This is a genomic window from Synechococcus sp. RC10A2 (assembly GCF_047502605.1).
Genome location: NZ_JANSHP010000099.1, coordinates 1 through 26,458, shown reverse-complemented (window position 1 = coordinate 26,458; position 26,458 = coordinate 1). Strand labels below are relative to the sequence as shown.

Here is a 26,458-nt window from a genome sequence, read left to right as displayed (position 1 = left end):
AAGCTCTCTCCCTGATGAGGCTTGGCCCTCACCCCCGTCCCCTCTCCCTCTGGGAGAGGGGGGTTGGGGGCGCCGCTTGTTGCTGGGGGACAGATGGAAAACCGGCGGTTTCAGGGCCTGCCGGGGCAGGTTTCAAAGAGGCCTAGAAGACAAGCCTTAGCGGAAGCCGTTGCTCTGCTCCCGCAACTGGGCAGAAAACTGAGAGGGGATCAGCTTGGTGCCCACCCCGGCATCGGTCAGTAGCTCCAACAACAAAGAGTGGGGGGATCCCCCGTCCAGAATGTGGGCAGCCCGCACCCCCTGCGCTAGAGCGCGAATGCAACACTGCACCTTGGGGATCATGCCCCCTCTGACCACCCCTGTCTGGATAAGCTGGCGGGCCGTCTCGATATCCAGGAGCGTAATCAGGGAGCTGGGATCCTCAGGGTCTCTGAGAATGCCAGGGGTGTCGGTGAGAAGGATCAGCTTTTCTGCCCCCAGAGAGGCCGCCAGCTCTCCCGCCACAGTATCGGCGTTGATGTTGTAGGCTTGGCCTGTCTCGTCGGCGGCCACGCTGGAGATCACCGGGATCTGGCCGCCCTCCAACAGAGTTTGCACCAACTGGGGGTTGATGCTGCTGACTTCCCCCACAAAGCCGATTTCCGCCCGGCCCTGGGAGCGGGCTCGAATCAAATTGCCGTCCCGCCCGCACAGCCCCACCGCCGAGCCGCCGGCCAGGCTGATGAGCTGCACGATCTGTTTGTTGACTTTGCCCACCAGCACCATCTCCACCACCTCCATGGTGGCCGCATCGGTCACCCGCAGGCCGTCCACAAACTTGAAGGGGATGTCCAGCTTCTGGAGCCAACTGTTGATCTCCGGCCCCCCGCCGTGCACCAGCACCGGCCGAATGCCGACACAGGCCAGAAAAACAATATCCCGCAGCACCTCGGCCCGCCGCTCCTGGTGCACCATGGCGGCGCCCCCGTACTTGATGACAATGACACGGCCCTGGTACTGCTGGATGTAGGGCAGAGCCTCGATGAGGATCTGCGCCCGCGTCAGGGGATCACAGGCCACAGCCTGCGAACCGGTCGCCGCGGGAAGAGAAGCGTTGGTCTGCACTGCCGGACGTCCCTCACAACACGAAACCTTGACCCAGAAGATCGTAATATTGCCTGCAGACAAACGTCGGGCTCCGGGTTAGGTTTTTTGCAAGCGGCAGCCCCTCTCTTTGCCAAACAGCAAGGCGCTCGCCGGCCACTGCCAAAAACAGCAAGCCATTAGCTGCGCAGGGTAACGGGAAAGTGTTTTTCTAGCTGCGCCCTCACCTGGTTTTGCGCAGCTTCCACCTCGGCATCGGTGAGGGTGCGATCCGGAGCGCGGTACACCAGTCGGAAGGCGAGGCTGCGCTGCCCCGGCGGTACCCCTTGGCCGCGGTACTCGTCGAAAAGCTGTACCGACTGCAGCAGAGGGCCTGCCGCCTGGCGGATTACTTTCTCGATGTCTGCCACCGACAGCTCCAGCGGCGCAAAGAAGGCGATATCCCGATCCGAGGCCGGAAAAGGCGAAAAGGGGGAAAATTGCACTAGGCCCCGCTTCTCCAGGCTGGCCAACAAGGGATCCAGATCCACCTCAAACCCATAGACCTCCTCCGGCAAATCCTTCTCCTGGCAAAGGCGGGGGTGCAACTGCCCAAATAGGCCAATGCGGGATCCCTCGATCCAGATGCCGGCCTGGCGACCGGGGTGCAACAGCGGCGATTGCGCCTCGGGGGGATCGGGGCGAAACTCAGAAGTAAACCCCAGCCGCTCCAGCGCCGAGACCAAGAGCCCCTTAGCCTCAAACCAGTCCATGGGCCGGCTGTGGTGCCGCCAGTCATTGGGGTTGAGGTCCCCGCCCAGGATGCCGCCCAAGTGCTCCGCCTCCTGATAGGGCTCAGGGCTGGAGGGAGGGGCATAGGCAAAGACGTGGCCAATCTCAAAAGCCTGCAGCGGGCCGTTGCCCTGATCCCAGTTGAAGCGAAAAGCCTCCACCAAGCCCGGCAACAGCGCCTTGCGCACAGCGGAGTACTCGGGGGAAAGCGGATTGGCGATTTTGACCAAGGAGCTGTCCTCCTCTGCCGGACAGAGGGAGATGTGGTACACCTCCGTCAGGCCAATGCCCCGCATCACCTCGCGAATTTGCCGGGTCAAAGTTTCCCGTGCAGAGAGGGATCCCACCTGCGGCTCCGTGGGCAGGGTTTCCGAGAAGCGGTCGTAGCCGTAGAGACGGGCAAATTCCTCAATCAAGTCGATCTCCCGTTCGACATCCCGCAGGCGGTAGGGGGGAACAGACACCTGCCAAACGCAGCCGGCCACGCCTGCTGTCTCCGTAGCAGGGAGGGGGGGAGCCTCCGGGGCAACTGCCTGACAGCGGGAAAGCTGAAAGCCCAAGGCCGGCAAGATCTCCTCCACATCCTCTGGCCGCACCTCTTCCCCCAACACGTCGATGAGGCGCGACAGCCGCAGCTTCAGCGTCCGCTCCAGCGGTGGCCGTTGGTCAAAGGTGGTGAGGCCAACCACCGATCCTCCCGCCAGCTCCAAAATCAACTGCACCGCCCGATCCCGCGCCAGGTCGAGGGTGGCAAAATTAACCCCCCGCTCATAGCGGGCCGAGGCTTCCGTGCGCAGTCCCTGCGAGCGGGCCGAGCGGCGCGTCACCACCGGGTCGAAGAGGGCGGCCTCCAAAAAAATGCTGGTGGTGGCCGAGCTCACTTCTGTCTCTTCTCCCCCCATCACACCTGCTAGGGCTACCGGCTGGCCGCCGGCCACGATGAGATGGCTTTCAGGGTGCAAGGTGCGGGTTTGGCCGTCCAGGGTTTTCAGGGTTTCTCCCGCCTGGGCAAAGCGCACCTCAATAGTGGGCTTCTTCTTGCCCATGACCTGCAGCAGGCGATCCCAATCGAAGGCGTGCAGGGGCTGGCCCCATTCCAGCAAGATCAAGTTGGTAACATCGACAACATTGTTGATGGAGCGCATGCCAGCGGCGGCCAGGCGATGCTTGAGCCAGTCGGGAGAAGGGCCGACCTTCACTCCCTCGATCAACACGCCACTGTAGGCGGGGCAGGCCTTGGCGTCGGCAATGCGCAGGTTGAAGTTGGGGATGGGCTTGGCCTGTAGGGGCTGAACCGGCGGCAGGCGCAGCGGGTTGCGGGTGAGGGCGGCCACCTCGCGGGCGATCCCCACCATGCTCAGAGCATCGGCGCGGTTGGCGGTGGAAGTGAGATCCAACACCACATCGTCCAGGCCTAGCAGCGGGCGGGCGTCAGACCCCAGCGGGTGGGCCTTGAGATCCAAATCAGGCGGAAATTCGTGGATCCCTTCCGAAGCCCTCTCCAGCCCCAGCTCGGCCAAAGAGCAGATCATGCCTTCCGAGAGCACTCCCCGTTTCTCCGCTTTGGCAATGGTCAGGTTCACAGCGGGCAGATGAGTGCCCGGCGTGGCCACAGGAACCAGCAAGCCGGCGCGGGCGTTGGCCGCTCCGCAGACGATGGTGGCCGGTTGCTCAGATCCCAAGTCCACCTGGCAAACGCGCAGCTTGTCAGCATTGGGATGGGGCTCGGCGGCTAGGATCCTGCCCAGCACCACCCCTTCTGCCCAACTGCGGCGATCTTCAATCTCCTCCACCTCAAACCCCACCAGAGTGAGGGCTTCTGCCAATTCTTCCGGGGAAAGCTCAAAGTCCACCAATTCCCGCAGCCACTTCAAGGAAATGCGCATCGCTGAGCCATCGCTGCAAACGCCGCACCCATTATCGCTCACTCCGAGTTCGGGCCAAAGGCAAGCAAGGCGCGCAAACTTCCCCTCGCAGGTAAGATGGTTACGCCGTGCCGAGGTACTGGCATCGAGGCAAGACGGCGCGTCTTTCAGGCTGTGGATGTGGGTATGGGACAACGGCAACTCTTGCGCGGGATCCTGATCGGTCTGGGCCTTCTGGCTGCCCTGGTGGTGTGGGCTATCACCTGGCTGCTCACCCAAAGCCCTCTGGCTTTGTTGCTATCTCGCCCGGCGCTGCCGCCGATTGTGGGCCTAGCTCCCCGTTCCACCCAGGCGCTGTTGCTGCTGGCCGCCCCTCTCGAGGATTTGCAGGCATTTTGGCAAGCGGCAACCCCCGCTTCCCAGCGACGCGCCACTCGTCAGCAGTGGCGGAAGTTTTTCTCCGGCGCAGGCCCGGGCTGGTTGGGAGCCATGCTGGCCGGGGGAGCCCTGGATTTCGAGCGGGAGGTGCAGCCCTGGCTGGGGAAAAGCACCCTCTTGGCCAGCTTGCCGGAGTGGGGCACCTTGGTTGCCTTGGAAACTCGCGACGCGGCGCTTGCCCAATTCGAGCTGAACCTGTTGTGGGAGCGGCAGAGCTTGGCCGGCTTGCCAGTGCAGGTGGATACCTACAAGGGCATTCAGGTGGTGTCCAGCCCGCTTCCGGAGTTGCAGGGGTTCACGGCAGCCCTTTTCGGCGAGCGCTATGTGCTGCTGGCAGAACAGGCTGCTGCCATTCGCGCCGCCATCGATGCGTGGCAGTTGCCGCAGTTGTCGTTGGTGAGCAAGCCGCAGTTTCGGCAGGTGATCCAGCCGCTACAGGAGGCGCATGTGGGTTGGGCTTTCTGGCAAAATCCGGAATCGCCCTCTCCCGACGCTCTGGCGTTGCAGGCAGTGGGGCTGGGGCTGGGGGTCAACTTTCGGGGGTTGGTGGCCGAAACTGCCGCCCTTTGGCATACGCCTGCTGAGTTCGCTTTGCCGACGGTAGAAGCTTTTCATCCGCAGGTTATTCGGCATCTGCCCGACGAGACGCTAGCGCTAATTTCCGGACAGAACTGGGCCAACCTTTGGCAGAGCTTGGGGCGGATGCAACCCCTGAGCCTCTTCGGCCTGCGGCTGGATCCCGGCCAATGGCTGCAGCAGTTGCAATTGCAGGTGGAGCTGGACTGGCAGCACTTGTTGCCGGAAAGGGGAGAGTTCGCCCTTGCCTTTTTGCCCACGGATGGGGAACTGGCCTGGCTGTGGGTTGGCAAGAGGCCGGATGCGCCAACGCTGGATGAGCGGGCAATCGCCCAGGGCTGGCAGGTGGTGTCGATTGCAACTAAGCATGGCACCGCCACTGTCTGGAGCAAGCCGGCGGCCCAGCCGCAACCCCAGCCAAGCCACTCCACGCCGCGAGAAGACATCCCCCTCTTGGCCGGTGGGCTGCTGCAGGTCAGCGGCAGGGGAGGCTCTCCCCGGGTGCAGGCGGCAGAGGCTCTTCCCCAAGCCCTGCCCGCTATCCCGGAAGCATCGCCTCTCTCGGCCCAGGTGTACCACACCGACCGGGAAGGCTACTCCTACCTGGCTTCTTCTTTGGCGGCTTTGGAAGCGGCCCTGGCGGATCCTCCCTTGAGCGCCAGCCGCGCCTGGCGCAGCCTGGTGGCCCCCCTGCCCCACCGCAACCTGGGCTATGGGTACGGATCCCTGGGGGTTCTACCGGAAACTTGGCTGCCCCAACTGCAGGGATCCCGCTGGTCGTCCACGCGCCTGGCCTTCGCCACCACTGCCCTGACGCTGTCCGAGGCTCCCTATCCGGATCGGGGGCACTGGCTCCTCCAGAGGGGCAAGCTATTTTGGCAGTGGTACTGAGTGGAGCCCGTCAAACTATCCAGGGATCCCGGCAGCCGGGGTGAATGTACTTGCCCAAGTAGAGCTGGTTGCCCGTCTCGTTCCACTGCACAAAGTCGAAAATTTGGGTGAGCAGGAGCATTCCCCGCCCTGACTCTTCCGTTTCCAGGATGCCGCAGCGGCAGCGGTTTAGCTCCTCCTGGGGACGAAAGCCGGATCCCTGATCCCGCACCAGCCACTGATAAAACGGCTCGGAGCTGGCGTATTCGACGATCACCCTCTTGTTGGGATCCAGGCCATTGCCGTGGCGAACGGCATTGATGATCGCCTCTTGCAGGCCCAAACGCACCTCCGCCCTCCAGGGGGGGGGAACTTTGGCAATCAACAAATCCAGAACCGGCTGGGTATAGAGGGTGGAGGGAAAGCTGATAACGCTCCAGGAGCAGTGGGCTGGCTTGAGGGAGAGGGCAATCACAGGGGCAGTCGGGGGCACAACGCTCTTTTTCCATCCTAGCCAATCCCCGTTGGCCTCAGCCCGGTCGGGCCAGATTCCGGCAGGGATCCTTTTTGGCGTACCATCTTGAGTGGTAAAGCTCTTCGCGGTTACCCTGATCGACTATGGTGATCAAAGTTGGGGATAAGGTTAGGGTGCGCTCTATTCAGGATCGCGGACAAGAAGAGGTGAGCGCGCTGGTGGGCAAGGAGGCTGTGGTGCTGGCACGGCGGGTGGTCGATGGCAGTGGCATCGGCTACATTTTGGAATTTCCCGATCGCTCCCGGCACTGGTTTTTCGAGAGCGAGCTGGAAGTGGTCGATTCCGGCCACGCCAAGGATGAGCCGAGTTGAGCAGTCTGGCTACCGGCTAGACAGTGGATTAGTGGCAGTTGCGGTGTCGGATCCTCTCTGCGTGTAAGTTGCCGCAAGGTGGCCGCCCCAGCTCTCAGTTTCCTCAAGCCTACATTTCAGCTTCAGGTAGCCGGCCTGGGAGATGCCGTTCTCTTTTCCGATGGAGTTCTCGCCATATCAGGTTGGGAGCATCAAGCTCAGGGCCGCTGTTGTCCCGTTGCCGTTGTCTGGATAAGTGGTCGTGGCTTCTCTTCCCCATTTGAATCGTCGTTTGCTGGCCCGCCAGATGGCCGCCCAGGTGGATGGCCTGACCGTCAAAATGGCTGCCGCTGCTCTGGAGGCAATGCTAGACAGCATCAGCCAATGTCTGGCGGAAGGAGGATCGGTGCGGCTGGCGCGCTTTGGCACCTTCTCGTTGCGCTACCGCCCGGCCCGGCAAACCTATCACCCGCGCACCAAGGCCCCCATCCACATCCCCGCTGCCCAGGTGCCCCATTTCGTCCCCAGCCCGGAACTGGGGCGACCCAGGAGGGATCCCCAAGAAGAAGCGGAAGCGCTGGCATCCGTCTAGAATGGCCGTTTTGCTCTGGTTTCGCACCGATTTGCGCCTGCTAGATCACCAGCCGCTGACGCGGGCTTGCCAGCAGGGATCTCTCCTCATTCCCCTCTATTGCCTAGATCCGCGCCACTTTGGACAGACGGCCTTTGGCTTTCCCAAGACCGGCTCTTTCCGCGCCCAGTTCCTGCTGGAGAGCCTGGCCGACCTGCGGCAGCAGCTCCGGGCCCGCGGCTCTGACCTAGTCATTCGCCAAGGCCAGCCGGAGCAGGTGATCCCGGCCCTGGCGCGGGAGTGGGGGGTGGAGGCCGTCTATGCCCACGAAGAGGTGGGCACCGAGGAGGAGGCGGTTGCTGAGGCCCTGCAGCAAGCGCTGCAGCCCTTGGGGATCCGGCTCCATCTGGACTGGGGTCACACCCTCTACCACCCCGAAGATCTCCCCTTTGCCCTGGCAGACCTGCCGGAGGTGTTTACCCGCTTTCGCCAGCAGGTGGAAGCCAAGGCCGAGGTTCGCGCTCCCCTGCCCATCCCTTCCCTGCCGCCCCTGCCGCCGGGGCTAGATCCTGGCCCCCTGCCCACCCTGGCGGCGCTGGGGTTGAGCTTGCCGCCGCCGGATCCCCGCGCCCGCTTTGTCTATGCCGGCGGCAGCACCGCCGCCCAGGCCCGCCTGCAGACCTATATCTGGGATCTGGACCGGCTGCGCGTCTACAAAGAAACCCGCAACGGCATGCTGGATCCCAACGACAGCTCGCGCCTTTCTGCCTGGTTGGCGTTGGGCTGCATCTCCCCTCGCGTTGTCTACGCCGAAGTCAAGCGCTACGAGGAGGAGCGGGTGCGCAACGAATCCACCTACTGGCTGGTGTTTGAGCTGCTGTGGCGGGACTACTTTCGCTTCATCTTGGCCAAGCATGGGGCCAAGCTGTTTCGCCCCGCAGGGATCCAGGGGATCCCCATCCCTTGGCAGCAGGACGGGGATCGCTTCCAGGCTTGGTGCCGCGGCGAGACCGGCTACCCCCTGGTGGACGCCAACATGCGGGAGCTGGCAGCCACCGGCTTCATGTCCAACCGCGGGCGGCAGAATGTGGCCAGCTTCCTCACCAAAAACCTGGGGATCGACTGGCGTCTGGGGGCGGAATGGTTTGAATCGCTGCTGATTGACTACGACGTGGCCAGCAACTACGGCAACTGGAACTACACCGCCGGCGTAGGGAACGATGCCCGCGGCTTCCGCTACTTCCACATTCCCAAGCAATCCCGCGACTACGATCCCCAGGGCCACTACCTGCGCCACTGGCTGCCGGAACTGGCCGGGATCCCCGGGGACAAGATCCACGAGCCCTATCGCCTCAGCGCCGCTGAGCAAAAGCAGTTTGGCGTGCGGCTGGGGGTAGACTATCCCCGCCCCGTGGTGGATCTGGAAAAGTCCCTGCAGGCCAGTCGGCGGGCTTACGAAGCGGCCCTGGCCCGCTACCGCCGCGGCTAGGGGGATCCCCTCGAAACGGGAGTGGCGGGCTGGGGGACGACGCGGCTAAGACGCCGCAAGCCAGGCAGGCCAGCATCCACCACCACCAAGCTGCCGTCTGGCAAGGCAAGTAGAGAGCCAGGCCGCTGGAAGCGAGCTGAGACCACCGGGCCATCCTGCCAGCCCGGCTCATCCCCCCCGGCCAGGGTAGAGACCTGCCCGCTGGGCTGAAGACGGCGAATGCGGCGGTTGTCTTGGTCGGCCAGCCAGAGGACCCCCGCACTGTCGAAGGCCAGCCCTGCAAGGGTTTGAAAACGGGACTCCGCCAGAGGGCCATCGCGGTAGCCTGCTTCCGCCTGGGAGAGGGTGGTCAGGTGTCCGTTGGCAGAGAGCCGGCGCAGGCGATGCCTATCGGCAATCCAGAGGTTACCCGCCTTGTCCACTGCCAGAGCTGTCGGCTCCAGAAGCTGGGCTTGCTCTGCCGGCCCATCGGCGGATCCCGGCTGGCCGGTGCCAGCGGCCGTCGTCACTTTGCCCGTGGGAGTGATGCGGCGGATGCGGCGGTTGGCGCGATCGGCCACGTAAAGGCTGCCGTCCAGACCCAGGGCCAGGCCAAAGGGTTCGCGAAACTGCGCCTCGTCGCGCTCTCCATCTCGGTGGCCGGCTGAACAGGTGCCGGCAAAGGTGCTCACCCGCCGCTGTCGGCTGATGTAGCGCAGGCAATGGTTGCCGCTGTCGGCCACCCACAACCCCCCCTTGGGATCCCAAAGTAGCCCTTGGGGGGAGTGAAACTGGGCCTGCTCCGCCACCCCATCCCGGTGGCCGGCCTTGCCGCTGCCCGCCCACACCTCCAGTTCCCCTTCGGGGGAAAGCCGGAAAATGCGGTGCTGGGCCGGGTCGGCTAAGTAAAAGAACCCCTCGGGGTCTGCGGCAATGCCGCCGATCTGCTGCAGGGAGATCCTGGCCTCCCCCTCGTTATCGGAGCTGCTGCCCTCCGGCTTGGCTGCCGCAGCGGTGCGGCCATCGAGGAGGGTCTCCACTCGCCAGCCCGAGGCCGCTGTAGGAGTGGGAGTGGGCCACTCGTAAATCCAGGTTCCCAGTCCTTGTCCTTCAGCGTCGGCCACCGCCACCCAGACCGTGCCGGAAAGAGAGGCTGGCGGCATCACCGTCAGACTGTTGCGGCTGCGCGAGCGAATTTCCCCCCTCAGGATGCGCTCCGGATTGGCGGCTGAGGCAAAAAGAACGCTTTCCACCCGCTCCAGATTTTCCCCCGACAGCAACAACGGCTGGCCAGGCGCCGGCACCCCTGCCCCTGCGTGCAGCAGCGGCACTCCCACCTCGGAGAGCACCAGCAGGCTCAGGCGGCGACTGCTGCTGTCAGCGCTTCCAGAGCGGGCAGAAAGAGTCAGGGATCCCTTCCCTTGCGCCAAGGTGGTGGATCCCCGGTAGGCAATGGCGCTGAGCTCCGCTTCCCCGGCAGGTGGGTTGGTAAAAGTGAAGGTGGCCGGCTGCCCTAGGCGCAGGGGCGCGTTGGCGGTCTGGCGATAGCTGCCCAGGGTAATGCTGAGATCGATCCCCTCCACCCCCGGCCAGGTGGGGGTACGAGCCAGCCAGCGATCCACGTCGGAGGCAGGGAGCTGGGCCACCAGATCGGATCCTTGTTCCTGGAGGAGCAGGACGATGCGGTTGTTGGGCACCGCCAAACCCGATTGGCGGGCCTGTTCGAGTGTGAGAGCGGCGGGGGCGAGGGGAGTTGGGGTGGAAACCGGCTGCAGGGCAGAAGGGGAAACGACGCTGGGAGACAAATTAGAGGAAGAGAGCTCGCCGCAGGCCGAGAGGGCCAGCACCAGAGCACTCAGCGCCGGCAAAGATAGCGGTGCAGGGGAAGCCCGTCGTGGCATGATGCAGCTCATCCTCTCCCACAAACTGGGAAGCGGCGGGAACCCAAACCTCCATGTCGATAGCAACTCACGTAAAAGCCGGCAGAAATTGCCCCGCTACTTTTTCTGCGGACAGCCGCGCCCCACCGCCTGCTCGGCATAGGGAAACCCCTCAGCCAGCCTCGCAGGCCTTGAACCCTAACCCTATCCATGCTTAAGCCGTCTCACCCAAGGGTGAGTTGCACTCCTCACTTCTTAATATCCTTACTCAAATCCCCGTCGAAAAGCCAGATGGCAATCGGATGCTCGCCAAGCCATGTTCGTTTTTGTCCGCTCGATATCCCAGCCCCTTCGAGCAGAAGCCTCCAGCCCGGTGGAAGGCCGGGGCTAACCTATGGGTCCGGAATTGGCCACCCTCGCGGATAGATCAAATAGACGGTACCCCCGGAGTGGGCCAACCACAAAGGCTCTAGCTGGTCGCGGCGGTAGGTGCGGCGAACTTCTTCGTTGGTCTTGGCCGCCGGATCGTGGAGGATGGGATCCCCTTGGCGGTCGAACCCCACCAGCACCGCCAGATGGCCGTTGCTTTTGGGGATCGGCGCCCCCTCCAGCTCGCCCTCGCCCCAGGCATAGCTGAGGATAGCCGGCACGCCGGCCGCGATCCAGGCTTCTGCCTGGGCCAGGCTCTGCAGCCGCGCCACCACGCCGGCCAAACCCCGCTCGGCGGCATGAGCCACGTTGAAGGCCCAGTTGCCGTGGCCCTGGTAAACCCGGTCGTACACCCCGGCCGCCGCGGCGCGCACCAACGGCTCACAGGGGGGGGGATCCCGCTGCCAGTAGGCCATCACCATCGCCAAGGCAGTGGGGCTGCACCAAGCTGCTCCCCCGTCGGCATAGACCATTTGGGAACACAAGGGCAGCTCCAAGACCTGGCCCCAGCGGCTGGGATCCCCAGGGGAGAGGCGGTCGGGCTGGGCCGGCTGGTTGGAAAAGGCAACCGCCACCTGATCCACCAGGGGAGAGCGGCCCGCCTCTTGCGTGAACAGGCGCACCCTGACTTGGAAAGCCTCTGCCCCGTTGTGGGTATCCTTGAGCACCAACAAGTCCGTGTGCAGGTTGCCATCTGCGTCTTCCTGCCCGCGCACGGAGTGGCTGGCCAGGGTGGGCGGATCGGCAGCCCACACGCCGGCGTGATACCACTTCGTCCAGCGCCCCGCAAGCTTGGCCCGGATCTCCACTTCTAGCCAGGTGCCGGGAGGGGTGGTGGCATTCCAGGAGACGATTGCTTCCACCAGAGGAAAGCTGGCGGGAACTTCCGGGCTGATGGCTTCTCCCACCCAATAGCTGCCGGGGGGATGAAAAGGACGTCCGCGCAATGGCGACTGCGGCTCCTCAAGGCTGACTTCTTGCCGCCAGCTCTCTGGATCTAAGACCAATTGCCCTTGGGCGTTCAGCCGGATCCCGCGGGCTGACCAGCCCTGAAAACCTTGGGGGGCATGCCAGCGCTGCAACCTGGTGCGATAGGGGGAGTGGCGCTGGGCTTGCATTGTCAAGAGTCCTGGAGAAGTTGCAACCGGCTGGGCCAACGCGGGCAGGAGCAGCACAACGCCGCTGACCAGCCCAGACAGCCTTTGCCAGGAGTCTTTGCCTTGCGGCAGCATTGTCGGCTTGCCCCCACTAATAGTGCGACACCGCCGGATGCCCCTTAATGTACCAGCGCCAGGGAAGCTCTACCCCGCGGGTAATGCCGATGCGGGTAGTTTGGACAATGGGGAACTGTGCCTCCCAAGCAGGGGATCCCTCCAGCCAAATGCCTTCCTGGCCGACAGCCACCGGCTCCAGCCGCCAGCCGTTGTGGGATCCGTCAATGCGCAACGCCTGACAGAGCAGGCCTGGCCCCGCCGCCACCCGCGCCGGTTTCATGCGCTTGTTGGCCGGGATCCACTCCGGCAGGCAATCCAACTGGGCTGCCCGGATCAAAACCGCTGACGCGATCCCTTCCGCCTCGGTGACGATGTTGAGACAGTGGTAGAGGCCGTAGATGCGATAGACGTAGAGATGGCCGGGCGGCCCGAACATCACCTGGTTGCGGCGGGTCTTGCGGCGATAGGCGTGGCATGCCGGATCGCCGGCGGTGTAGGCTTCCGTTTCCACAATCTGCGCCCGCACCTGCAGCCCATCGGCAAATTGCCGCACCAGCACCATGCCCAGCAACGTAGGCGCCACCAGCGGCGCCGGCTTGCTTAACCACTCCCAAGCAGCCACAGCCGGCTCGGCAACTTTCATCCCCCGGCAACAGCAGGGACGATGCTCACCTCATCCCCATCCTGTAGAGGCGTGTCCGATCCCTGGAGGAAGCGAATGTCTTCGCTGTTGACATAGAGATTGACAAAGCGGCGCAATTCCCCCTTTTCATCGCACAGCCGCGCCTTGATGCCCGGATAGGTCTGCTCCAAGGCCTCCAGCAATTCCCGAACGGTGGATCCCTCGCAACTTACCACCTCCTGATCCCGGGTGAGCACCCGCAGCGTGGTGGGAATTAACACCTTGACTGCCATAAGCCAATGCTTCGTCCAGCGACCAACCTTAGAAGACTAGGGTAGCAGCACCCCGTCAATGCCGTGAATCACCCCGTTGGAAACCGGAATATCCGCCAAGTTCACATTGGCCCCGTTGACCCGGATGCTGCCATCGGCTCCCACCTGCACCCGCAGCGGCAGCCCCGCCAAGGTGGTCAGAGTGGCCGATTGGCCAGGCCGCAGGTCAAACGAGGTAATCCGCCCCGGCACCACATGATAGGTGAGGATGCGGGTGAGCTGATCCCGATTGGCCGGCTGCAACAACGTCTCCACGGTGCCCGGCGGCAGTTGCCCAAAGGCCACATCGGAAGGGGCAAAGACCGTGAACGGCCCCGGCCCTGCCAACGCCGTGTTCAGCCCCGCCGCCCGCAAAGCCGTCGCCAACGTCGAGTAGCTGCTGGGCAAAGTTTCCAGCTCAACGGCAATGGTGTTCAGCCCCTGAGGCCGAGCCGTGGGAGCCAAAGCAAGGGGGGTCAACACCGCCACTGCCACCGGCAAGCAGCGACGCGCAAAGTGACGGACAGAACGGAGGATAGGCATGGTGCAGAGCTCCTGAGCGAGTGGGTCTGTGCCAGGGATCGTAACAGTTCTTCATTAAGACGCCGTTAAGAGCCCAGGGGGATCCCTCTCGCTTCAAACCGAAGCCTCCTGCCAGTCCAGCCGCTCCAGAGTGCGGGCGCGCTCCAATGCCTGTTCAAAGCTCTCCAGCTTGGGCGAGATCACCAGCGGATGGCCCACGTGCGCCTGCACCGCCTCCTGGGTTTTCAAGCCATTGCCGGTAATATAGGCTACCGTAACCGCCTCAGGATCAAGCTGGCCCGATTCGGCCAGGCGTTTGAGCACGGCAATGGTGGTGCCGCCAGCCGTCTCGGTGAAGATGCCCTCGGTCTCGGCCAAGAGCTTGATGCCGGCCACGATCTCGGGATCCGTGGCCGTCGCGATCTGGCCGCCGGTTTTGCGGGCAATCTCCAGGGCGTAGATGCCGTCGGCAGGGTTGCCGATGGCAATAGACTTGGCGATGGTATTCGGCTTAACCGGAGTAACAAAATCCCGCCCCTCGCGAAAGGCCTGGGCAATGGGCGCACAGCCCTGGGCCTGGGCGCCGTGGAAGATAACCGGCTTCTCCGCCACCAGCCCCACCTTCACAAACTCCTGAAAACCTTTGTAAATCTTGGTGTACAGGGATCCCGACGCCAGCGGGATCACCACCTGATCCGGCAGTTGCCACCCCAGTTGCTCCGCCACCTCGTAGGCCAGGGTTTTCGAGCCTTCTGCGTAGTAGGGGCGCAGGTTGATGTTGACAAAGCCCCAGCCGTAGCGATCCGCCACCTCGGCGCAGAGGCGGTTGACCTGGTCGTAGTTGCCCTCCACAGCCATGACGGTGGGCCTGTAGATGAGGGACCCTAGTACCTTGCCTGCCTCCAGATCCGCCGGGATGAAGATAGTGCACTCCAGGCCGGCGTGGGCGGCGATGGCAGCCGTGGAGTTGGCCAAGTTGCCCGTGCTGGCGCAGGAAACGGTGGTAAAGCCCAGCTCCTTGGCGCGGGTCAGGGCCACCGACACCACCCGATCCTTAAAGCTGAGGGTGGGCATGTTGACGGCGTCGTTCTTGAGGTAGAGGTTTTTTAACCCCAGCCGCCGGCCCAGCCGCTCCGCCTTCACCAGCGGCGTCATGCCGGTGCCCACATCGATGGGCCGCTCCGAAAGGACCGGCAGGAAAGGTCGGTAGCGCCAGATGGAGAGCGGCCCGGCCTGGATGCTCTGCCGGCTGACAACGCTCTTGAGCCAGTCGTAGTCATAGACCACTTCCAGGGGGCCAAAACACAGGTCGCACACGTGCTTGGCCACCGGCTCATACTCGGCCCCACATTCCCGACAGCGCAAGCGCCTAAAGCCCACCTGGAGGGTGCGCAAGGCCGAGCTGGGCGGCAAATCGGCAGGGCTGAGCGGGCGGTGGGAAAGGGTTTGGGTCATAGGAAGCCTCAGACAGGAGAAAGGGCTGGATCTTGTTTACCCGTCGTCGAGGGCAATCTTATCACCCGCGATCGACCCCGTCAACTAAACCCGACTAAAATAGTCTGAATTAGATCCGGCTGGGGAGAGCGGGATCCTAGCCGGTTTGGGCAACCTCGGAGCGGCAGACTGGTAGAGGTCTGGCTTTCTCTTGCCGAGATTTGGGGATAGCCCTCTATCCGTCGCTAGACTGGAGAAACAAGCTGTAACAACCTAATTGGGATAGGGGATCCCGGTATTCCGCGGGGGCGATCCTATGCTCAAAGTTGGACGGGACAACGTGGACTTTCTCGACCACTACGACGTGATCGTCGTGGGTGGGGGACACGCTGGCTGTGAAGCGGCCCTGGCGGCAGCGCGGCTGGGCTGTAATACCTTGATGCTGACGTTGAACCTGGACAAGATCGCCTGGCAGCCCTGTAACCCCGCTGTGGGGGGCCCGGCCAAGTCGCAACTGGTGCACGAAATCGACGCCCTTGGCGGCGAGATGGGCAAAGTTACCGACCGCACCTATTTGCAAAAGCGGGTGCTCAACCGCTCGCGGGGGCCGGCGGTATGGGCCTTGCGGGCGCAAACCGACAAACGCGAGTACGCGCGGGTAATGCGCTCGGTGGTGGAAAACCAGCCCAATCTGAGCATCCGCGAGGGCACTGTCACCGACCTGGTGCTGGGGCGCAACGATGAGGTGGTGGGCGTGGTTACCCATTTTGGCAGCGTCTTCGGCTGTGGGGCGGTGATCCTGACCACGGGCACCTTTCTGGGAGGGCGCATCTGGATTGGCCGCCACTGGCAGCCTGCTGGCAGAGCGGGGGAATTTGCCGTCGAAGGCCTGACCGACACCCTGCGCCAACTGGGCTTTGAGACAGGTCGGCTGAAGACGGGCACCCCTGCCCGTGTGGATCGCCGCAGCGTCGATTTTTCCGTGATGGAGCGGCAGCCAGGGGATCCCGACCTGCGCTGGTTTAGCTTTGACCCGGAGGTGTGGGTGCCGCGGGAGCAGATGGACTGCTATCTCACCCGCACCACGCCGGAGACCCACCGCATCATCCGCGAAAACCTCCACGAGACGCCGGTCTACGGCGGCTGGGTGGAGGCCAAGGGGCCCCGCTACTGCCCCAGCATCGAAGACAAGATCGTCCGCTTTGCCGACAAGGAAAGCCATCAAATTTTTATTGAGCCAGAGGGGCGGGATCTGCCGGAGCTCTACATCCAGGGGTTCTCGACGGGGATGCCAGAAAAGATCCAGATCCAGATGCTGCGCTCCCTGCCCGGCCTGGAGCGGTGCGTCATGCTGCGGCCTGCCTACGCCGTGGAATACGACTATCTGCCGGCCACCCAGCTCTACCCCACCCTGATGACCAAGAAGGTGCAGGGGCTGTTCTGTGCCGGCCAAATTAACGGCACCACCGGCTACGAAGAGGCAGCAGCCCAGGGTCTGATCGCCGGGATCAACGCCGCCCGCCTGGTGCAGGGGAAGCCGCTGGTAACCCTGCCGCGGGAGTCCAGCTACATCGGCACCCTCATCGACGACCTTTGTACCAAAGAGCTGCGGGAGCCCTACCGCATGCTCACCAGCCGCTCCGAATACCGCCTTATCCTACGCGCCGACAACGCCGACCAACGCCTCACCCCCCTGGGGCGGGAATGGGGCCTCATCGACGACCGCCGCTGGGCCCTCTTCCAGGCCAAGCAGGCCCGCATTGCCGCCGAGATCGAGCGCCTAGAAACCCAGCGGGTCAAGGCCCACGACCCCGCCGGGATCCACCTCAGCCAACTGACCGGCCAGGGGATCAAAGGATCCGCCACCTTGGCCGAGCTCCTGCGCCGCAACCCGATCCACTACGCCGACCTGCTAGAGCTGGGGTTGGGAAATGAGGAGCTGGATCCCTTTGAGCAGGAGGCAGCAGAAATTGCTGTCAAATACAGCGGCTACATCCAGCGGCAACAGAGCCAAATCGAGCAGGTGAGCAAGCAGTACCACCGCCCCCTGCCCCCCGATCTGGACTACCACTCCATCCCCACCCTCTCCAAAGAGTCGCGGGAGAAACTGGCGGCAGTCCGGCCTCTGACCGTGGGCCAGGCGGCCCGCATTGGCGGCGTCAACCCCGCCGACATCAATGCCCTGCTCATCTACCTAGAGGTGAGACAACGTCAGAAGACGGCTGCTGCAGCTCCCGTCGGGGCCTGACCGCAGCCGCCGCTCCCCTGGCCGTAGAGGGCAGGGATCTCTTCCAGGGTCAGGCGCGAGGCCACCCCCAGCTCCAGGGGCGAGGTCTCTCCCCGCAGCCAGTGGCAAAGGCCAGCTGCCCCAATCATGGCGGCGTTGTCGGTACAGAGGTTTGGGGGCGGGATCACCACCCGCAGGCCCTTTTGGCGGCCCGCTTCCAGCAGGCGAGCGCGCAGCTCCCGGTTGGCGGCCACCCCCCCTGTAACCAGCAGCGTCGAGAGGCCCAGCGCCTCGGCACAGGCCACGGCTTTTTCTGTGAGCACGCGGGTGAGGCAGGCCTGGAAGCTGGCGGCAATATCGGCCACAGGCAGCTCCTGGCCTTCCTGCTGCAACTGTTGGACCAGGCGCAGCACCGCTGTCTTCAGGCCGCTGAAGCTGGTGTCGTAGGGGTGATCCAGTTTGCCCTCGGGCAAAGGGAAGCGATCGGGATCCCCTTGTTGCGCCCAGCGGTCGATCTGGGGCCCGCCCGGATAGCCCAGCCCCAACAGCCGCGCCACCTTGTCAAAGGCTTCGCCGGCGGCGTCGTCGCGGGTGCGGCCCATCGTCTGGTACTCCCCGTAGTCCTTCATCCAGATCAGGCTGGTGTGGCCTCCTGAAACCAAAAGGCCCAGGCAGGGGGGACGCAAGTCGGCTGCTGCCAAAAAGCCGCTGAACAGGTGGCCCTCCAGGTGGTGCACCCCGATCAAAGGTTTGTTGTAGAGCAGCGCCAAGGTCTTGGCCGCCATCAGCCCCACCAGTAAGGATCCCACCAGGCCCGGCGCACAGGTGACGGCAACAGCATCCACCTCGGCCATGCCCAGCCCAGCCTGCTGCAGGGCGGACTCCAGCACAAAGGGCAGAGTTTCCACATGGCGGCGGGCAGCCACCTCCGGCACCACGCCCCCGTAGGCTGCATGGAGGTCGATCTGGCTAGCCACCACAGAGCTGAGCTGCCGTGGGGCAAAGGTCGGCCAGGCCGCATCTGCCTCCACCACAGCCACAGCTGTTTCATCACAACTGGTTTCAATGGCGAGGAGGCGGGGCATAGAGGAAAGGCGGGAGTTTCCTTAAGAATTGTGTGAGCTAAAACTCGCAATCCGTTGGAGCGAGGTACTCGGGAGTATGATACTAACCGTTTAGTGCCCGTTGCTGCACTTAGCATTCCTGCACATTTAACAGACCTAGACCCCTAGCTTAAGGACACATCCTGCTATGCGAACCCTTTTGAGTCTCCTTTTAGCCCTTTGCCTGGCGCTTGGCCTCGCCCAGGCTGTGCAGGCAGAGCCCTTGATCGGTCTGAAGCCTTGCAGCGAAGTTCCCGCTTTTCAGGCCCTGATGAACGAACGGCTGAGCAGCCTCGAAGAGAAGATCCTCAATGCCAGCCCTAACCTGGCTCCTCTCTACCAGCAAAAGTTGGCCCAAACCGAGAAGCGCTTTGAGCGCTACAGCAAGCTGCTCTGTGGCGAAGAAGGCTTGCCCCACCTGGTTACCGATGGCCGCTGGAGCCATGCAGGCGAGTTTCTCATCCCTGGCCTGCTTTTCCTCTACATCGCCGGCTGGCTGGGCTGGGCTGGGCGCTCCTATCTGATTGCTGTCCGGAATAGCGACGAGCCGGAGATGAAAGAAAGCATCATCGACGTCCCCTTGGCGCTGCGCTGTTTCCTCACGGCTTTGGCCTGGCCTGCCGCTGCTTTCAAGGAAATTGCCAGCGGCGAAATTCAGGAGCCGGAAGAGGCCGTGCCCATCTCTCCTCGCTGAAGAAGGGGCTTCTCCTCGGCTTTTGGCTCAGCTTCACCCATCCAACTTGAGAGGTATGTATGTCTGATTTCACCAAGTTTCTCACCACGGCTCCAGTGGCCTTTATCTTGTTTTCCAGCTTCGTTTTTGCGCTGTTCATCGAGATCAACCGCTTCTTCCCCGACATTTTGACGTTCTGAACTCGCAAGCCAGGGATCCCCAGCCGCGCCAGCAACACCCACAGGGATCCCTGGTCTTTTAAGCCAGACTTTTTGGAATTTGAGGTTTTTCTAACCCTTTTTGCACTGGAACCAGAGTTGCCGACATGGTTGAACCCACTGCCGATACCGTTTCTCCTAATAGGGGATATATCGCCGTCCCGGAAGGGGATCCGCAGATTGGCGATTTCTGGACGCCGATCAACCACGCGCCTGTTGTCCGTCTGTTGATAGACTGGTTGCCCATCAACCGGCCGGGATTGAGCTCCATTTGGCGGGGTTTGGAAATTGGCATGGCCCACGGCTATTGGTTGGTGGGGCCTTTTGCCAAGCTGGGGCCGCTGCGCAGCGAGCCCATCGGCCTGCTGAGCGGTTTCCTGGGAGCCTGTGGCCTGATCTTAATCATGACGGCAGCTCTCTCTCTCTACGGCACCGTCTCCCCGCAGCGCAACGACGGGCCGGTGCAGGGATCCCAATCTTGGAGCGAACTGGCCGCCGGCTTTTTGGTAGGGGGCATGGGCGGGGCAATCGTCGCCTACCTGCTTCTGCTCAATGGAGATCTGTTGTTTCCCAATTTTGGTTAAGCGGCTTCCCCTCTCCATCCATCCCCTTGTCTTGGACGGCCTTGCGAGTCTCTCCATCCTCTGCTGAGCGGCGGCTTGGCCAGATGGGCTCTGCTTTCCAGCTTTTCGCGTTGATGCCGGCCCGCTTGCCCACAGCTTCCCTGGATTTTGCTCTCCAGCTTCTTGACGGGGTTTCAGCTGGCTTTTCAAGGCTTGCAGCGTCTTTGTGATCCAATAACCTGAGCAGGCGAGGGAAAAGTTCAGGGCAGCAGTGAGACTGGCAGAAGGCAGGAAGCTTGCCCTAGCATAGACTGAGCCAGCCAGTGGAGTCTCGAATTTGCTATGAACCGACGGCAGCGGTTCTAGGCATTTTTCCAAATAGCCAAATAGTTTTTGTAAGCTGTCGTGAGCGATCTCCTGTCCGATCCCACTTCTGCAAGCTTCTCTTTGGCTGAGATCGGTCGCCTGTCGCCTGCAGCCCTGGCCTACCTGGGAGATGCCATTTACGAACTGCACGTGCGACGGCAGCAGTTGTTTCCTCCCACTCGGCCAGAGCTTTACCATCGGCAGGTGGTAAGGCGGGTACGCGGATCTGCTCAGGCCAGATTGTTGTTGGCGCTTTTGCCCTATCTCAGCCCTGAAGAGCGGGAGATCGTCCGCTGGGGCCGCAACGGCTGCGGTCGTCCACCCCGCCACTTGCCCTTGGCCGACTACCAGAATGCCAGTGGCCTGGAAACCATCTTGGGCTACCTTTACCTCACCGATCCCGAGCGGCTACGCCACATTCTCGCTCTCACCGATGTTTTGGCCAAGACGATAGGCGAGGGGGAAGGTTAAGATCGGCTTTTACTCTGCACCGTTCTCTGCCCATGCCCAAGCCTTCCCAATGCAAACCTCCCTTACGGCTGTCTCGCCGGAGCAAGCTGCAGCGGCAAGGGGCGGGGCAACCCTTCAACAAGCCCAAGCAGACCAAACGGCGCGAGGGGGGCTCCCCGCTCCATCTCCAGCCGGCGGCGCAAGAGCCGCCCGTAAAGCCGCTTCGTCGCAAGGCTGAGCAGGAGCGCCCCCAGCCAAATCCCAGCCCTCCCGTTGCCAGTCCAGAAGACGGGGAGCTGCAGGTTAACCGGGATCCCGAAGCCGAACCTGAACAAGAGATCATCTACGGTCGCCAAACCGTGTTGGCTGCGCTGAGAAGCCAGGCCACCCTTAACCGAGTGTGGGTGCTGCCGCGGTTGCGCTACAGCCCCCAATTTTGGTCTTTGTTGGAAGAAGCCAAAGCACGGGGTACCGTCATCGATGAGGTGTCTCTCCAGCGGCTAAACCTTCTCACCGCTGGAGCCAACCACCAGGGGATCGCCGCCCAGGCCACCCCTTACCGCTATGTGGATCTGGAAGAGCTGGTGGAACAGAGCCGCCAGTCCGGCCCCCATCCGGTGCTGGTGGTGCTGGACGGGATCCAGGATCCCCACAACCTGGGGGCTATTGCCCGCAGCGTGGAGGCGTTTGGCATGCAGGGGATGGTGATCCCACAGCGGCGGGCGGCAGGCGTCACTGCGACGGTGATGAAGGTGGCAGCGGGGGCCCTCTCTACTTTGCCGGTGGCGCGGGTGGTGAACTTAAATCGCGCCCTGGAATATCTTAAAGGGCAGGGGTTTTGGGTCTATGGCACCACTAGCCAGGGGGCTGCCCCTATCTACAGCGCCGACTTTCGCCGACCTATTGCCTTGGTGGTGGGATCCGAAGGGGAAGGCATCAGCTTGCTCACCCAGCGCCACTGCGACCAACTGCTGTCGATCCCCTTGGCGGGCCGCACGGAAAGTTTGAATGCTTCGGTGGCGGCGGGCATCGCCCTCTACGAGATCCACCGGCAGCGCTCCCCCCACCGAGGTCGAAACATTTCTCAACAAATCCTCAACGAAGGCAGTAGAATCTAGGTGATTGCAAAAGATCCTGAGTCATCGTTTGTGCTTAATAGGGGGGATGGATCCCGTGGGCAACCCTTTGGTCTGGCTGTTGGATAGGCTGCGGGGCCTAGCAGTCTGGGTTGAGATCACCACCGACGACTGCACCTATTACTACGGCCCCTTCGCCAGCGAGAAAGAAGCAGAGGCGCATAAAGGTCGCTACATCGCCGACCTGAAGGCGGAGGGAGCTGAGAAGATCGAGGCTCAGATAAAGAAAATGCGCCAGCCGCAGTCGCTGACGGTGGTCCGCACTCCTTCGCGGGTTCGTTCCTGATGACGGCTATGGTTTACCAGGTAACCGTTCATCACCGGGGCCAAACCTACCGGTTTACCGCGGCGGCAGATCAGACAGTTTTACAGGCGGCTCTCGAACACGGCCTAGAGCTGCCCTCTTCCTGCCAGGCGGGAGTCTGTACCACCTGTGCAGGGAGGCTGAAGTCGGGATCCGTGGCCCAGCCTGACGCCATGGGGATCGGGCCGGAACTCAAGGCTCAGGGCTTTGTGCTGCTGTGTGTAGCCTATCCTACTTCCGATCTAGAGGTGGAGACGGACCAAGAGGAGGAGGTCTATCGTCTCCAGTTTGGCTCCTAGCCCTGCTTGGATATCCACCCCCGTTGAGGGCAATTCTGTGCGGGTTACTCAAAGGAGTTCTAACGGCCTGTGAAGCTGCACTTTCTCCGCCTTTCCCTGCCCCTAAGCCTGCCGGTTTCTGCTGCTCGACTGGAGGGATCCCTTACCGAGCAGGTGGCCCAGGAGCTAGGACAGCCAGCTCAGCTTCTGCGCTGGAGCCTGACGGCGGTGGAGGGGGATAGGGCTTGGGTGGAGGTAGTAGCTACTACCGACGATGGCCATTCCGATTGAAGACAGCCCACCCCTCTCCTTAGGAAGAGGGGAGTTGGGGATAGCGCCCGCGCCGCCGGCGCGTTCGCAACTGCGTTGCCTATCGGGTCTGAAAGAGTTTTCCCAAGACCTCAGAGGCTAGCGGGAATCATTTCGTTGCTACGCTGAAGGACAGAAATGGCTAGCGGTACCCTCGGCAGTTTTTGTCCTTTGGCCAATGTCTGTCCCCACATCTGAACCAATGTCGGCTCCAATGTTGGCCGAGCAGCATCCCCCTGTTGCCCTCACCATTGCCGGATCCGATAGCGGCGGCGGAGCGGGCATTCAAGCGGATCTGCGCACCTTTGCCTTCCAGCGCGTCCACGGCACTTCCGCCCTCACCTGCGTAACTGCCCAAAACACCCTCGGGGTCAACCGCGTGGATGCGCTGCCGCCGGAGGCGGTGGCCGCCCAGATTGAGGCGGTGGTGCAGGATATCGGGGTGCAAGGGATCAAAACCGGCATGTTGCTCAATGTCGAGATCGTGCGGGAGGTGGCCCGCCAAGTGGAGCGGTGGGCCCTGCAGCCGCTGGTGGTGGATCCGGTGATGGTCTCCCGCACCGGGGCCAAGCTGCTGGCAGAAGACGCCATCCAGGCCATCCGCGAGCGGCTGATCCCGCTGGCCCAGGTCGTTACCCCCAACCGCTACGAGGCCCAGATTTTGGCAGGGATGGAGCTGCAGTCATTGGCGGATATGGAGGAGGCGGGCCGCCGCATCTACGCCCTGGGCTGTAAGGCGGTTTTGGTCAAGGGGGGAGGTATGCCAGGGGAACTGCAGGGGGTGGATGTGTGGTTTGACGGCGAGCGGCTGGAGATCCTCAAAAGCGAGCGCATCCCCACCCGCCACACCCACGGCACCGGCTGTACCCTCTCGGCAGCCATTGCGGCGCAACTGGCTTGGGGCAAGGATCCCTTGGCGGCGACGCTAGCAGCCAAGGCCTATGTTACCGAAGCCCTGCGGCATCCTCTGGCCATCGGCGCAGGACAAGGGCCGGTGGGGCACTTCTACCCGCTTCTCCAGTCTTAGTCCCCTTCTTCGCAGCCGGCAGCCGCTCAGGCTGCCGGGGGAGGTTGAACGGCCCCGCTGGCTAGAGCAGTTCCCGCACGTCCACCACTTTGCCGCTCACGGCCGCCGCCGCCACCATGGCCGGGCTCATGAGCAGGGTGCGCCCACTGGGGGATCCCTGGCGACCCTTAAAGTTGCGGTTGGAAGAAGAGGCGCTAATCTGCCGGCCTACGAGGCGGTCTGGGTTCATGGCCAAACACATGGAGCAGCCGGGATCCCGCCACTCAAACCCTGCCGCCTCAAAGATCTCGCGCAGGCCCTCGCGTTCCGCCTCCTGCTTGACCCGCTCCGAGCCGGGCACGACAAACGCCTTCACTCCAGGCGCTACTCGCCGTCCTTTGGCAATCTTGGCCGCCTCCCGCAAATCGCTCAAGCGGCCGTTGGTGCAACTGCCAATGAAGCAGACATCCACTGGCGTGCCCACGATGGGATCCCCCGGCCGCAAGCCCATGTAGGCATAGGCTTCCTTGGCCAGCTCCCGCTCGCTTTCCGGCAGCTCTTCCGGTGCCGGGATCCGCTCGTCCACCCCAATGCTCTGACCAGGGGTGATTCCCCAGGTTACGGTGGGGGCGATCTCTGCGGCCTGAAACACCACCACGTCGTCGTAGACGGCGTCGGGGCCGCTGGCCAGGCTTTGCCACCAGGCCACTGCCTCCTCCCAGTCGGATCCCTGAGGAGCAAACTCCCGTCCCTTTAGATACTCAAAGGTTACCGCGTCGGGATTGACGTAGCCGCAGCGGGCTCCTCCTTCGATGGACATGTTGCAGAGGGTCATGCGTTCTTCCATGCTCATCGCCTCGACAGTGCTGCCGCCGTACTCGTAGGCGTAGCCCACCCCGCCTTTGACCCCCAGCTTGCGGATGATGTGGAGGATCACATCCTTGGCGTAAACCCCCGGCCCCAACCTGCCGTGCACCTCGATGCGGCGCACTTTGAGCTTGGACAAGGCCAGAGTTTGGGTGGCCAGCACGTCCCGCACCTGGCTGGTGCCGATGCCGAAGGCAATGGCCCCAAAGGCCCCATGGGTAGACGTGTGGCTATCGCCGCAGGCAATGGTCATCCCCGGCTGCGTCAGCCCCTGCTCCGGCGCAATCACATGCACGATCCCCTGCTGGCCGGAGCCGCTGTTGTAGAAGCGGATGCCATATTGGCGACAGTTGCGCTCCAGCTCCTGGATCATCTCCTCTGCCAAGGGATCCGCAAAAGGTCGCGCCCGGTTGTCGGTGGGGATAATGTGATCTACCGTAGCCACCGTCCGCTCCGGAAAGAGAACCGGCAGATGGCGCTCCCGCAGCATGGCAAAAGCCTGGGGGCTGGTGACCTCGTGGATGAGGTGCAGGCCGATGAACAACTGCGTCTGCCCCGAGGGCAAAACCCGCACCGTATGGGCGTCCCAGACTTTGTCGAACAACGTCCTCTCGCTCATCTTCCTCTCCGGCCTGCGGCCAAGCCAGTTTTGAGCTGCTTTCCGTAGAGCTTCAATGTCCTACTTGTTACCAAAGCTTGTCAAGTCAGAGGTCGGGGCGGGCAAAGCACCTTTCCCAAGGCCGGGCTAGCCCAGTTGAGCTGACCGGCCCTAGGGGAGACGGAGGGCCTGGGGATCCGGCTCCAGCAGAATACCGGTGGGAGCAAACTGGGTTACCCAGAAATCCACCTCTGGAAAGTGGTGGCACAGACTGTCACGGGCTTGGGCGGCCCTCTCCAGGCTGGCCATGATCCCAAACACCGTCGGCCCTGAGCCCGACATCAGGGATCCCAGCGCTCCTGCCTCGAGCAAGGCCTGGCGCAATTTTCCCACGATAGCGTGCTCGGCCAAAACTGGTTGCTCCAGATCGTTGCGCAAACTGCGGGCCAAGCCCAGCAGATCCCGACGCTCCAGAGCAGCCAGCACCTGAGGCAAGGTGGGCCGGGAGGGCGCGCCAGAAGGCGAGGCAGCGGCGTGGCGAGCCCGAAAGGCCTGATAGGCCCAGGCGGTGGAAACCCCTAGATGCCGGGGCTTGGCCAACAGCAGCGGGATCCCTTCCCAGTCGGCCAGCGGCTGTAAAACTTCTCCCCGTCCCGTAGCCAACTGCGTCCCCCCCTGCACACAAAAGGGAATATCGGATCCCAAACGGGCCGCCAAGCTCTGCAGTTCTCCTACCGTCAGGCCCAGGCCCCAAAGCTGGTTCAGACCCACCAAAACTGCCGCCGCATCCGCTGAGCCGCCCGCCAAGCCCGCTGCTACTGGGATCTGTTTTTCCAGCTGGATCTCCACTCCCAGCTCAGCCCGACATTCCCTTTGCAGCAGCTCAGCCGCGCGGTAGGCCAGGTTGCGGGCATCTGCCGGCACTTCCGGGTGATCGCAAATCAAGAGGATCCCGTGGGGACGGCGCTGGAGATGCACGCGATCCGCCAAAGTGATGCTCTGTAGGATCATGGCCACCTCGGAATAGCCATCGGGGCGGGAGCCGAGGATTTCTAGGTAGAGATTGATCTTGGCGCGGGCAATCAGGGTACAGGCTTGCATGGGGAAAGGAGCGAGGTTGACAGCAACTCCCCTCAGCCTGTCCAAACCAAGGGGAAACCAGACCTTGCTGGGGAGGCCTTCCAGCCTGATTCTAAGGCAAGGGATCCCTGGGCGGAGGAAACAGCATGGGATTGGCTATGGCCATCGGGCCGGCCACCGTTTGCTGCAAAAGCGCCCGCAAAGCGGGATCCGCTGCCCAGCCCAAGGGCGAAGCTGGAGGCGAGCCCAGGGCACCCCGGAACGGAAGCTAGGTTTACTTCACCAAAACCCGAGACCGCTGCCGTCCTGGTTGCAGAAGGGATCCCAGAGCCGATCCAGAACTGATAGAGCATGACTCTAGTCAATGATATGCTGGACTATACTGAAAATAATGTACAATA

Annotated in this window: 26 protein-coding genes; 14 read left to right on the top strand and 12 right to left on the bottom strand. The window is 63.0% G+C overall.

Annotated features, from left to right (window positions below; all coding sequences use genetic code 11):
• Positions 1 to 156: 156 nt before the first annotated feature.
• Both argB and pheT read right to left on the bottom strand, forming a co-directional pair.
• Positions 157 to 1,059, bottom strand: a complete 903-nt coding sequence (argB, locus tag NW848_RS14035) for an acetylglutamate kinase (protein WP_011429220.1) — start codon at positions 1,057 to 1,059, stop codon at positions 157 to 159.
• A gap of 203 nt (positions 1,060 to 1,262) precedes the next feature.
• Positions 1,263 to 3,740 (bottom strand): phenylalanine--tRNA ligase subunit beta, encoded by a 2,478-nt coding sequence (gene pheT, locus NW848_RS14030; protein WP_011429219.1) that lies wholly within the window; start codon positions 3,738 to 3,740, stop codon positions 1,263 to 1,265.
• 96 nt (positions 3,741 to 3,836) lie between these two features.
• Here pheT and NW848_RS14025 point away from each other — a divergent pair, with 96 nt between their 5' ends.
• The gene (locus NW848_RS14025) at positions 3,837 to 5,624 is read left to right on the top strand and encodes a DUF3352 domain-containing protein (RefSeq protein WP_240530349.1); all 1,788 of its coding nucleotides are present in this window, start codon (positions 3,837 to 3,839) and stop codon (positions 5,622 to 5,624) included.
• Between the two features lie 10 nt (positions 5,625 to 5,634).
• Here NW848_RS14025 and NW848_RS14020 read toward each other — a convergent pair whose 3' ends face one another.
• Positions 5,635 to 6,096 carry an ATP-binding protein gene (locus NW848_RS14020; RefSeq protein WP_276307391.1) on the bottom strand — a complete coding sequence of 154 codons (462 nt, stop codon included), beginning with the start codon at positions 6,094 to 6,096 and terminating at the stop codon, positions 5,635 to 5,637.
• Positions 6,097 to 6,221: 125 nt separating this feature from the next.
• Between NW848_RS14020 and NW848_RS14015 the strand changes: the two genes are divergently transcribed.
• From NW848_RS14015 to NW848_RS14005, 3 genes are all read left to right on the top strand, one after another.
• Positions 6,222 to 6,449 carry a cytochrome b6f subunit family protein gene (locus NW848_RS14015; RefSeq protein ID WP_240527287.1) on the top strand — a complete coding sequence of 76 codons (228 nt, stop codon included), beginning with the start codon at positions 6,222 to 6,224 and terminating at the stop codon, positions 6,447 to 6,449.
• Positions 6,450 to 6,690: 241 nt separating this feature from the next.
• Entirely contained in the window at positions 6,691 to 7,020 is a 330-nt protein-coding gene (locus NW848_RS14010) for an HU family DNA-binding protein (RefSeq protein ID WP_240527754.1), read from the top strand.
• A gap of 1 nt (position 7,021) precedes the next feature.
• Positions 7,022 to 8,488 (top strand): DASH family cryptochrome, encoded by a 1,467-nt coding sequence (locus tag NW848_RS14005; RefSeq protein WP_414402030.1) that lies wholly within the window; start codon positions 7,022 to 7,024, stop codon positions 8,486 to 8,488.
• Here NW848_RS14005 and NW848_RS14000 read toward each other — a convergent pair.
• From NW848_RS14000 to thrC, 6 genes are all read right to left on the bottom strand, one after another.
• Positions 8,485 to 10,368 (bottom strand): hypothetical protein, encoded by a 1,884-nt coding sequence (locus NW848_RS14000; RefSeq protein ID WP_414508756.1) that lies wholly within the window; start codon positions 10,366 to 10,368, stop codon positions 8,485 to 8,487. The genes NW848_RS14005 and NW848_RS14000 overlap by 4 nt on opposite strands.
• Before the next feature lie 371 nt (positions 10,369 to 10,739).
• On the bottom strand, positions 10,740 to 12,008 hold the full coding sequence (locus NW848_RS13995) for a peptidase C39 family protein (RefSeq protein WP_011429212.1): 1,269 nt from the start codon (positions 12,006 to 12,008) through the stop codon (positions 10,740 to 10,742).
• A 16-nt stretch (positions 12,009 to 12,024) separates the two neighbouring features.
• Positions 12,025 to 12,633: a DNA-3-methyladenine glycosylase gene (locus NW848_RS13990; RefSeq protein ID WP_414508755.1), complete on the bottom strand. Its 609-nt coding sequence runs from the start codon at positions 12,631 to 12,633 to the stop codon at positions 12,025 to 12,027.
• On the bottom strand, positions 12,630 to 12,905 hold the full coding sequence (locus NW848_RS13985; RefSeq protein ID WP_011429210.1) for a ubiquitin-like small modifier protein 1: 276 nt from the start codon (positions 12,903 to 12,905) through the stop codon (positions 12,630 to 12,632). The genes NW848_RS13990 and NW848_RS13985 overlap by 4 nt, the downstream gene beginning before the upstream one ends.
• 36 nt (positions 12,906 to 12,941) lie before the next feature.
• Positions 12,942 to 13,466: a fasciclin domain-containing protein gene (locus NW848_RS13980; RefSeq protein ID WP_099812536.1), complete on the bottom strand. Its 525-nt coding sequence runs from the start codon at positions 13,464 to 13,466 to the stop codon at positions 12,942 to 12,944.
• Between the two features lie 93 nt (positions 13,467 to 13,559).
• A complete protein-coding gene (thrC, locus tag NW848_RS13975) occupies positions 13,560 to 14,900 on the bottom strand; it encodes a threonine synthase (protein ID WP_414402593.1) in 1,341 nt (446 codons plus the stop codon).
• 295 nt (positions 14,901 to 15,195) lie between these two features.
• On the opposite strand from thrC, the gene mnmG reads away from it, so the two are divergent.
• Positions 15,196 to 17,127 carry a tRNA uridine-5-carboxymethylaminomethyl(34) synthesis enzyme MnmG gene (gene mnmG / locus NW848_RS13970; RefSeq protein WP_414401911.1) on the top strand — a complete coding sequence of 644 codons (1,932 nt, stop codon included), beginning with the start codon at positions 15,196 to 15,198 and terminating at the stop codon, positions 17,125 to 17,127.
• Here mnmG and tsaD read toward each other — a convergent pair.
• Complete coding sequence (gene tsaD / locus NW848_RS13965) at positions 17,091 to 18,191, bottom strand: tRNA (adenosine(37)-N6)-threonylcarbamoyltransferase complex transferase subunit TsaD (protein ID WP_099834686.1); 1,101 nt, start codon at positions 18,189 to 18,191, stop codon at positions 17,091 to 17,093. The genes mnmG and tsaD overlap by 37 nt on opposite strands.
• Before the next feature lie 166 nt (positions 18,192 to 18,357).
• Between tsaD and NW848_RS13960 the strand changes: the two genes are divergently transcribed.
• The 9 genes from NW848_RS13960 to thiD all read left to right on the top strand — a co-directional run bounded on the left by NW848_RS13960 (position 18,358) and on the right by thiD (position 23,533).
• Entirely contained in the window at positions 18,358 to 18,903 is a 546-nt protein-coding gene (locus NW848_RS13960) for a photosystem I reaction center subunit III (protein ID WP_011429205.1), read from the top strand.
• Positions 18,904 to 18,962: 59 nt separating this feature from the next.
• Positions 18,963 to 19,082: a photosystem I reaction center subunit IX gene (locus NW848_RS13955; protein ID WP_011429204.1), complete on the top strand. Its 120-nt coding sequence runs from the start codon at positions 18,963 to 18,965 to the stop codon at positions 19,080 to 19,082.
• 125 nt (positions 19,083 to 19,207) lie between these two features.
• Complete coding sequence (locus NW848_RS13950) at positions 19,208 to 19,684, top strand: photosystem I reaction center protein subunit XI (RefSeq protein WP_011429203.1); 477 nt, start codon at positions 19,208 to 19,210, stop codon at positions 19,682 to 19,684.
• Positions 19,685 to 20,068: 384 nt separating this feature from the next.
• Entirely contained in the window at positions 20,069 to 20,500 is a 432-nt protein-coding gene (locus NW848_RS13945) for a ribonuclease III domain-containing protein (RefSeq protein WP_011429202.1), read from the top strand.
• Between the two features lie 32 nt (positions 20,501 to 20,532).
• Positions 20,533 to 21,597, top strand: a complete 1,065-nt coding sequence (rlmB, locus tag NW848_RS13940) for a 23S rRNA (guanosine(2251)-2'-O)-methyltransferase RlmB (protein ID WP_011429201.1) — start codon at positions 20,533 to 20,535, stop codon at positions 21,595 to 21,597.
• Positions 21,598 to 21,643: 46 nt separating this feature from the next.
• The gene (locus NW848_RS13935; RefSeq protein ID WP_414508754.1) at positions 21,644 to 21,901 is read left to right on the top strand and encodes a DUF1816 domain-containing protein; all 258 of its coding nucleotides are present in this window, start codon (positions 21,644 to 21,646) and stop codon (positions 21,899 to 21,901) included.
• The gene (locus NW848_RS13930; protein WP_168173317.1) at positions 21,901 to 22,218 is read left to right on the top strand and encodes a 2Fe-2S iron-sulfur cluster-binding protein; all 318 of its coding nucleotides are present in this window, start codon (positions 21,901 to 21,903) and stop codon (positions 22,216 to 22,218) included. Before NW848_RS13935 ends, NW848_RS13930 begins: the two co-directional genes overlap by 1 nt.
• 69 nt (positions 22,219 to 22,287) lie before the next feature.
• Positions 22,288 to 22,488, top strand: a complete 201-nt coding sequence (locus NW848_RS13925) for a hypothetical protein (RefSeq protein WP_011429198.1) — start codon at positions 22,288 to 22,290, stop codon at positions 22,486 to 22,488.
• Positions 22,489 to 22,708: 220 nt separating this feature from the next.
• Positions 22,709 to 23,533 (top strand): bifunctional hydroxymethylpyrimidine kinase/phosphomethylpyrimidine kinase, encoded by an 825-nt coding sequence (thiD, locus tag NW848_RS13920; RefSeq protein WP_228375400.1) that lies wholly within the window; start codon positions 22,709 to 22,711, stop codon positions 23,531 to 23,533.
• Positions 23,534 to 23,594: 61 nt separating this feature from the next.
• Here the strand turns inward: thiD and leuC are convergent, their stop codons facing one another.
• Both leuC and ispE read right to left on the bottom strand, forming a co-directional pair.
• On the bottom strand, positions 23,595 to 24,998 hold the full coding sequence (leuC, locus tag NW848_RS13915) for a 3-isopropylmalate dehydratase large subunit (protein WP_414508753.1): 1,404 nt from the start codon (positions 24,996 to 24,998) through the stop codon (positions 23,595 to 23,597).
• A gap of 150 nt (positions 24,999 to 25,148) precedes the next feature.
• Entirely contained in the window at positions 25,149 to 26,078 is a 930-nt protein-coding gene (gene ispE / locus NW848_RS13910; protein WP_099812544.1) for a 4-(cytidine 5'-diphospho)-2-C-methyl-D-erythritol kinase, read from the bottom strand.
• Positions 26,079 to 26,458: the final 380 nt, after the last annotated feature.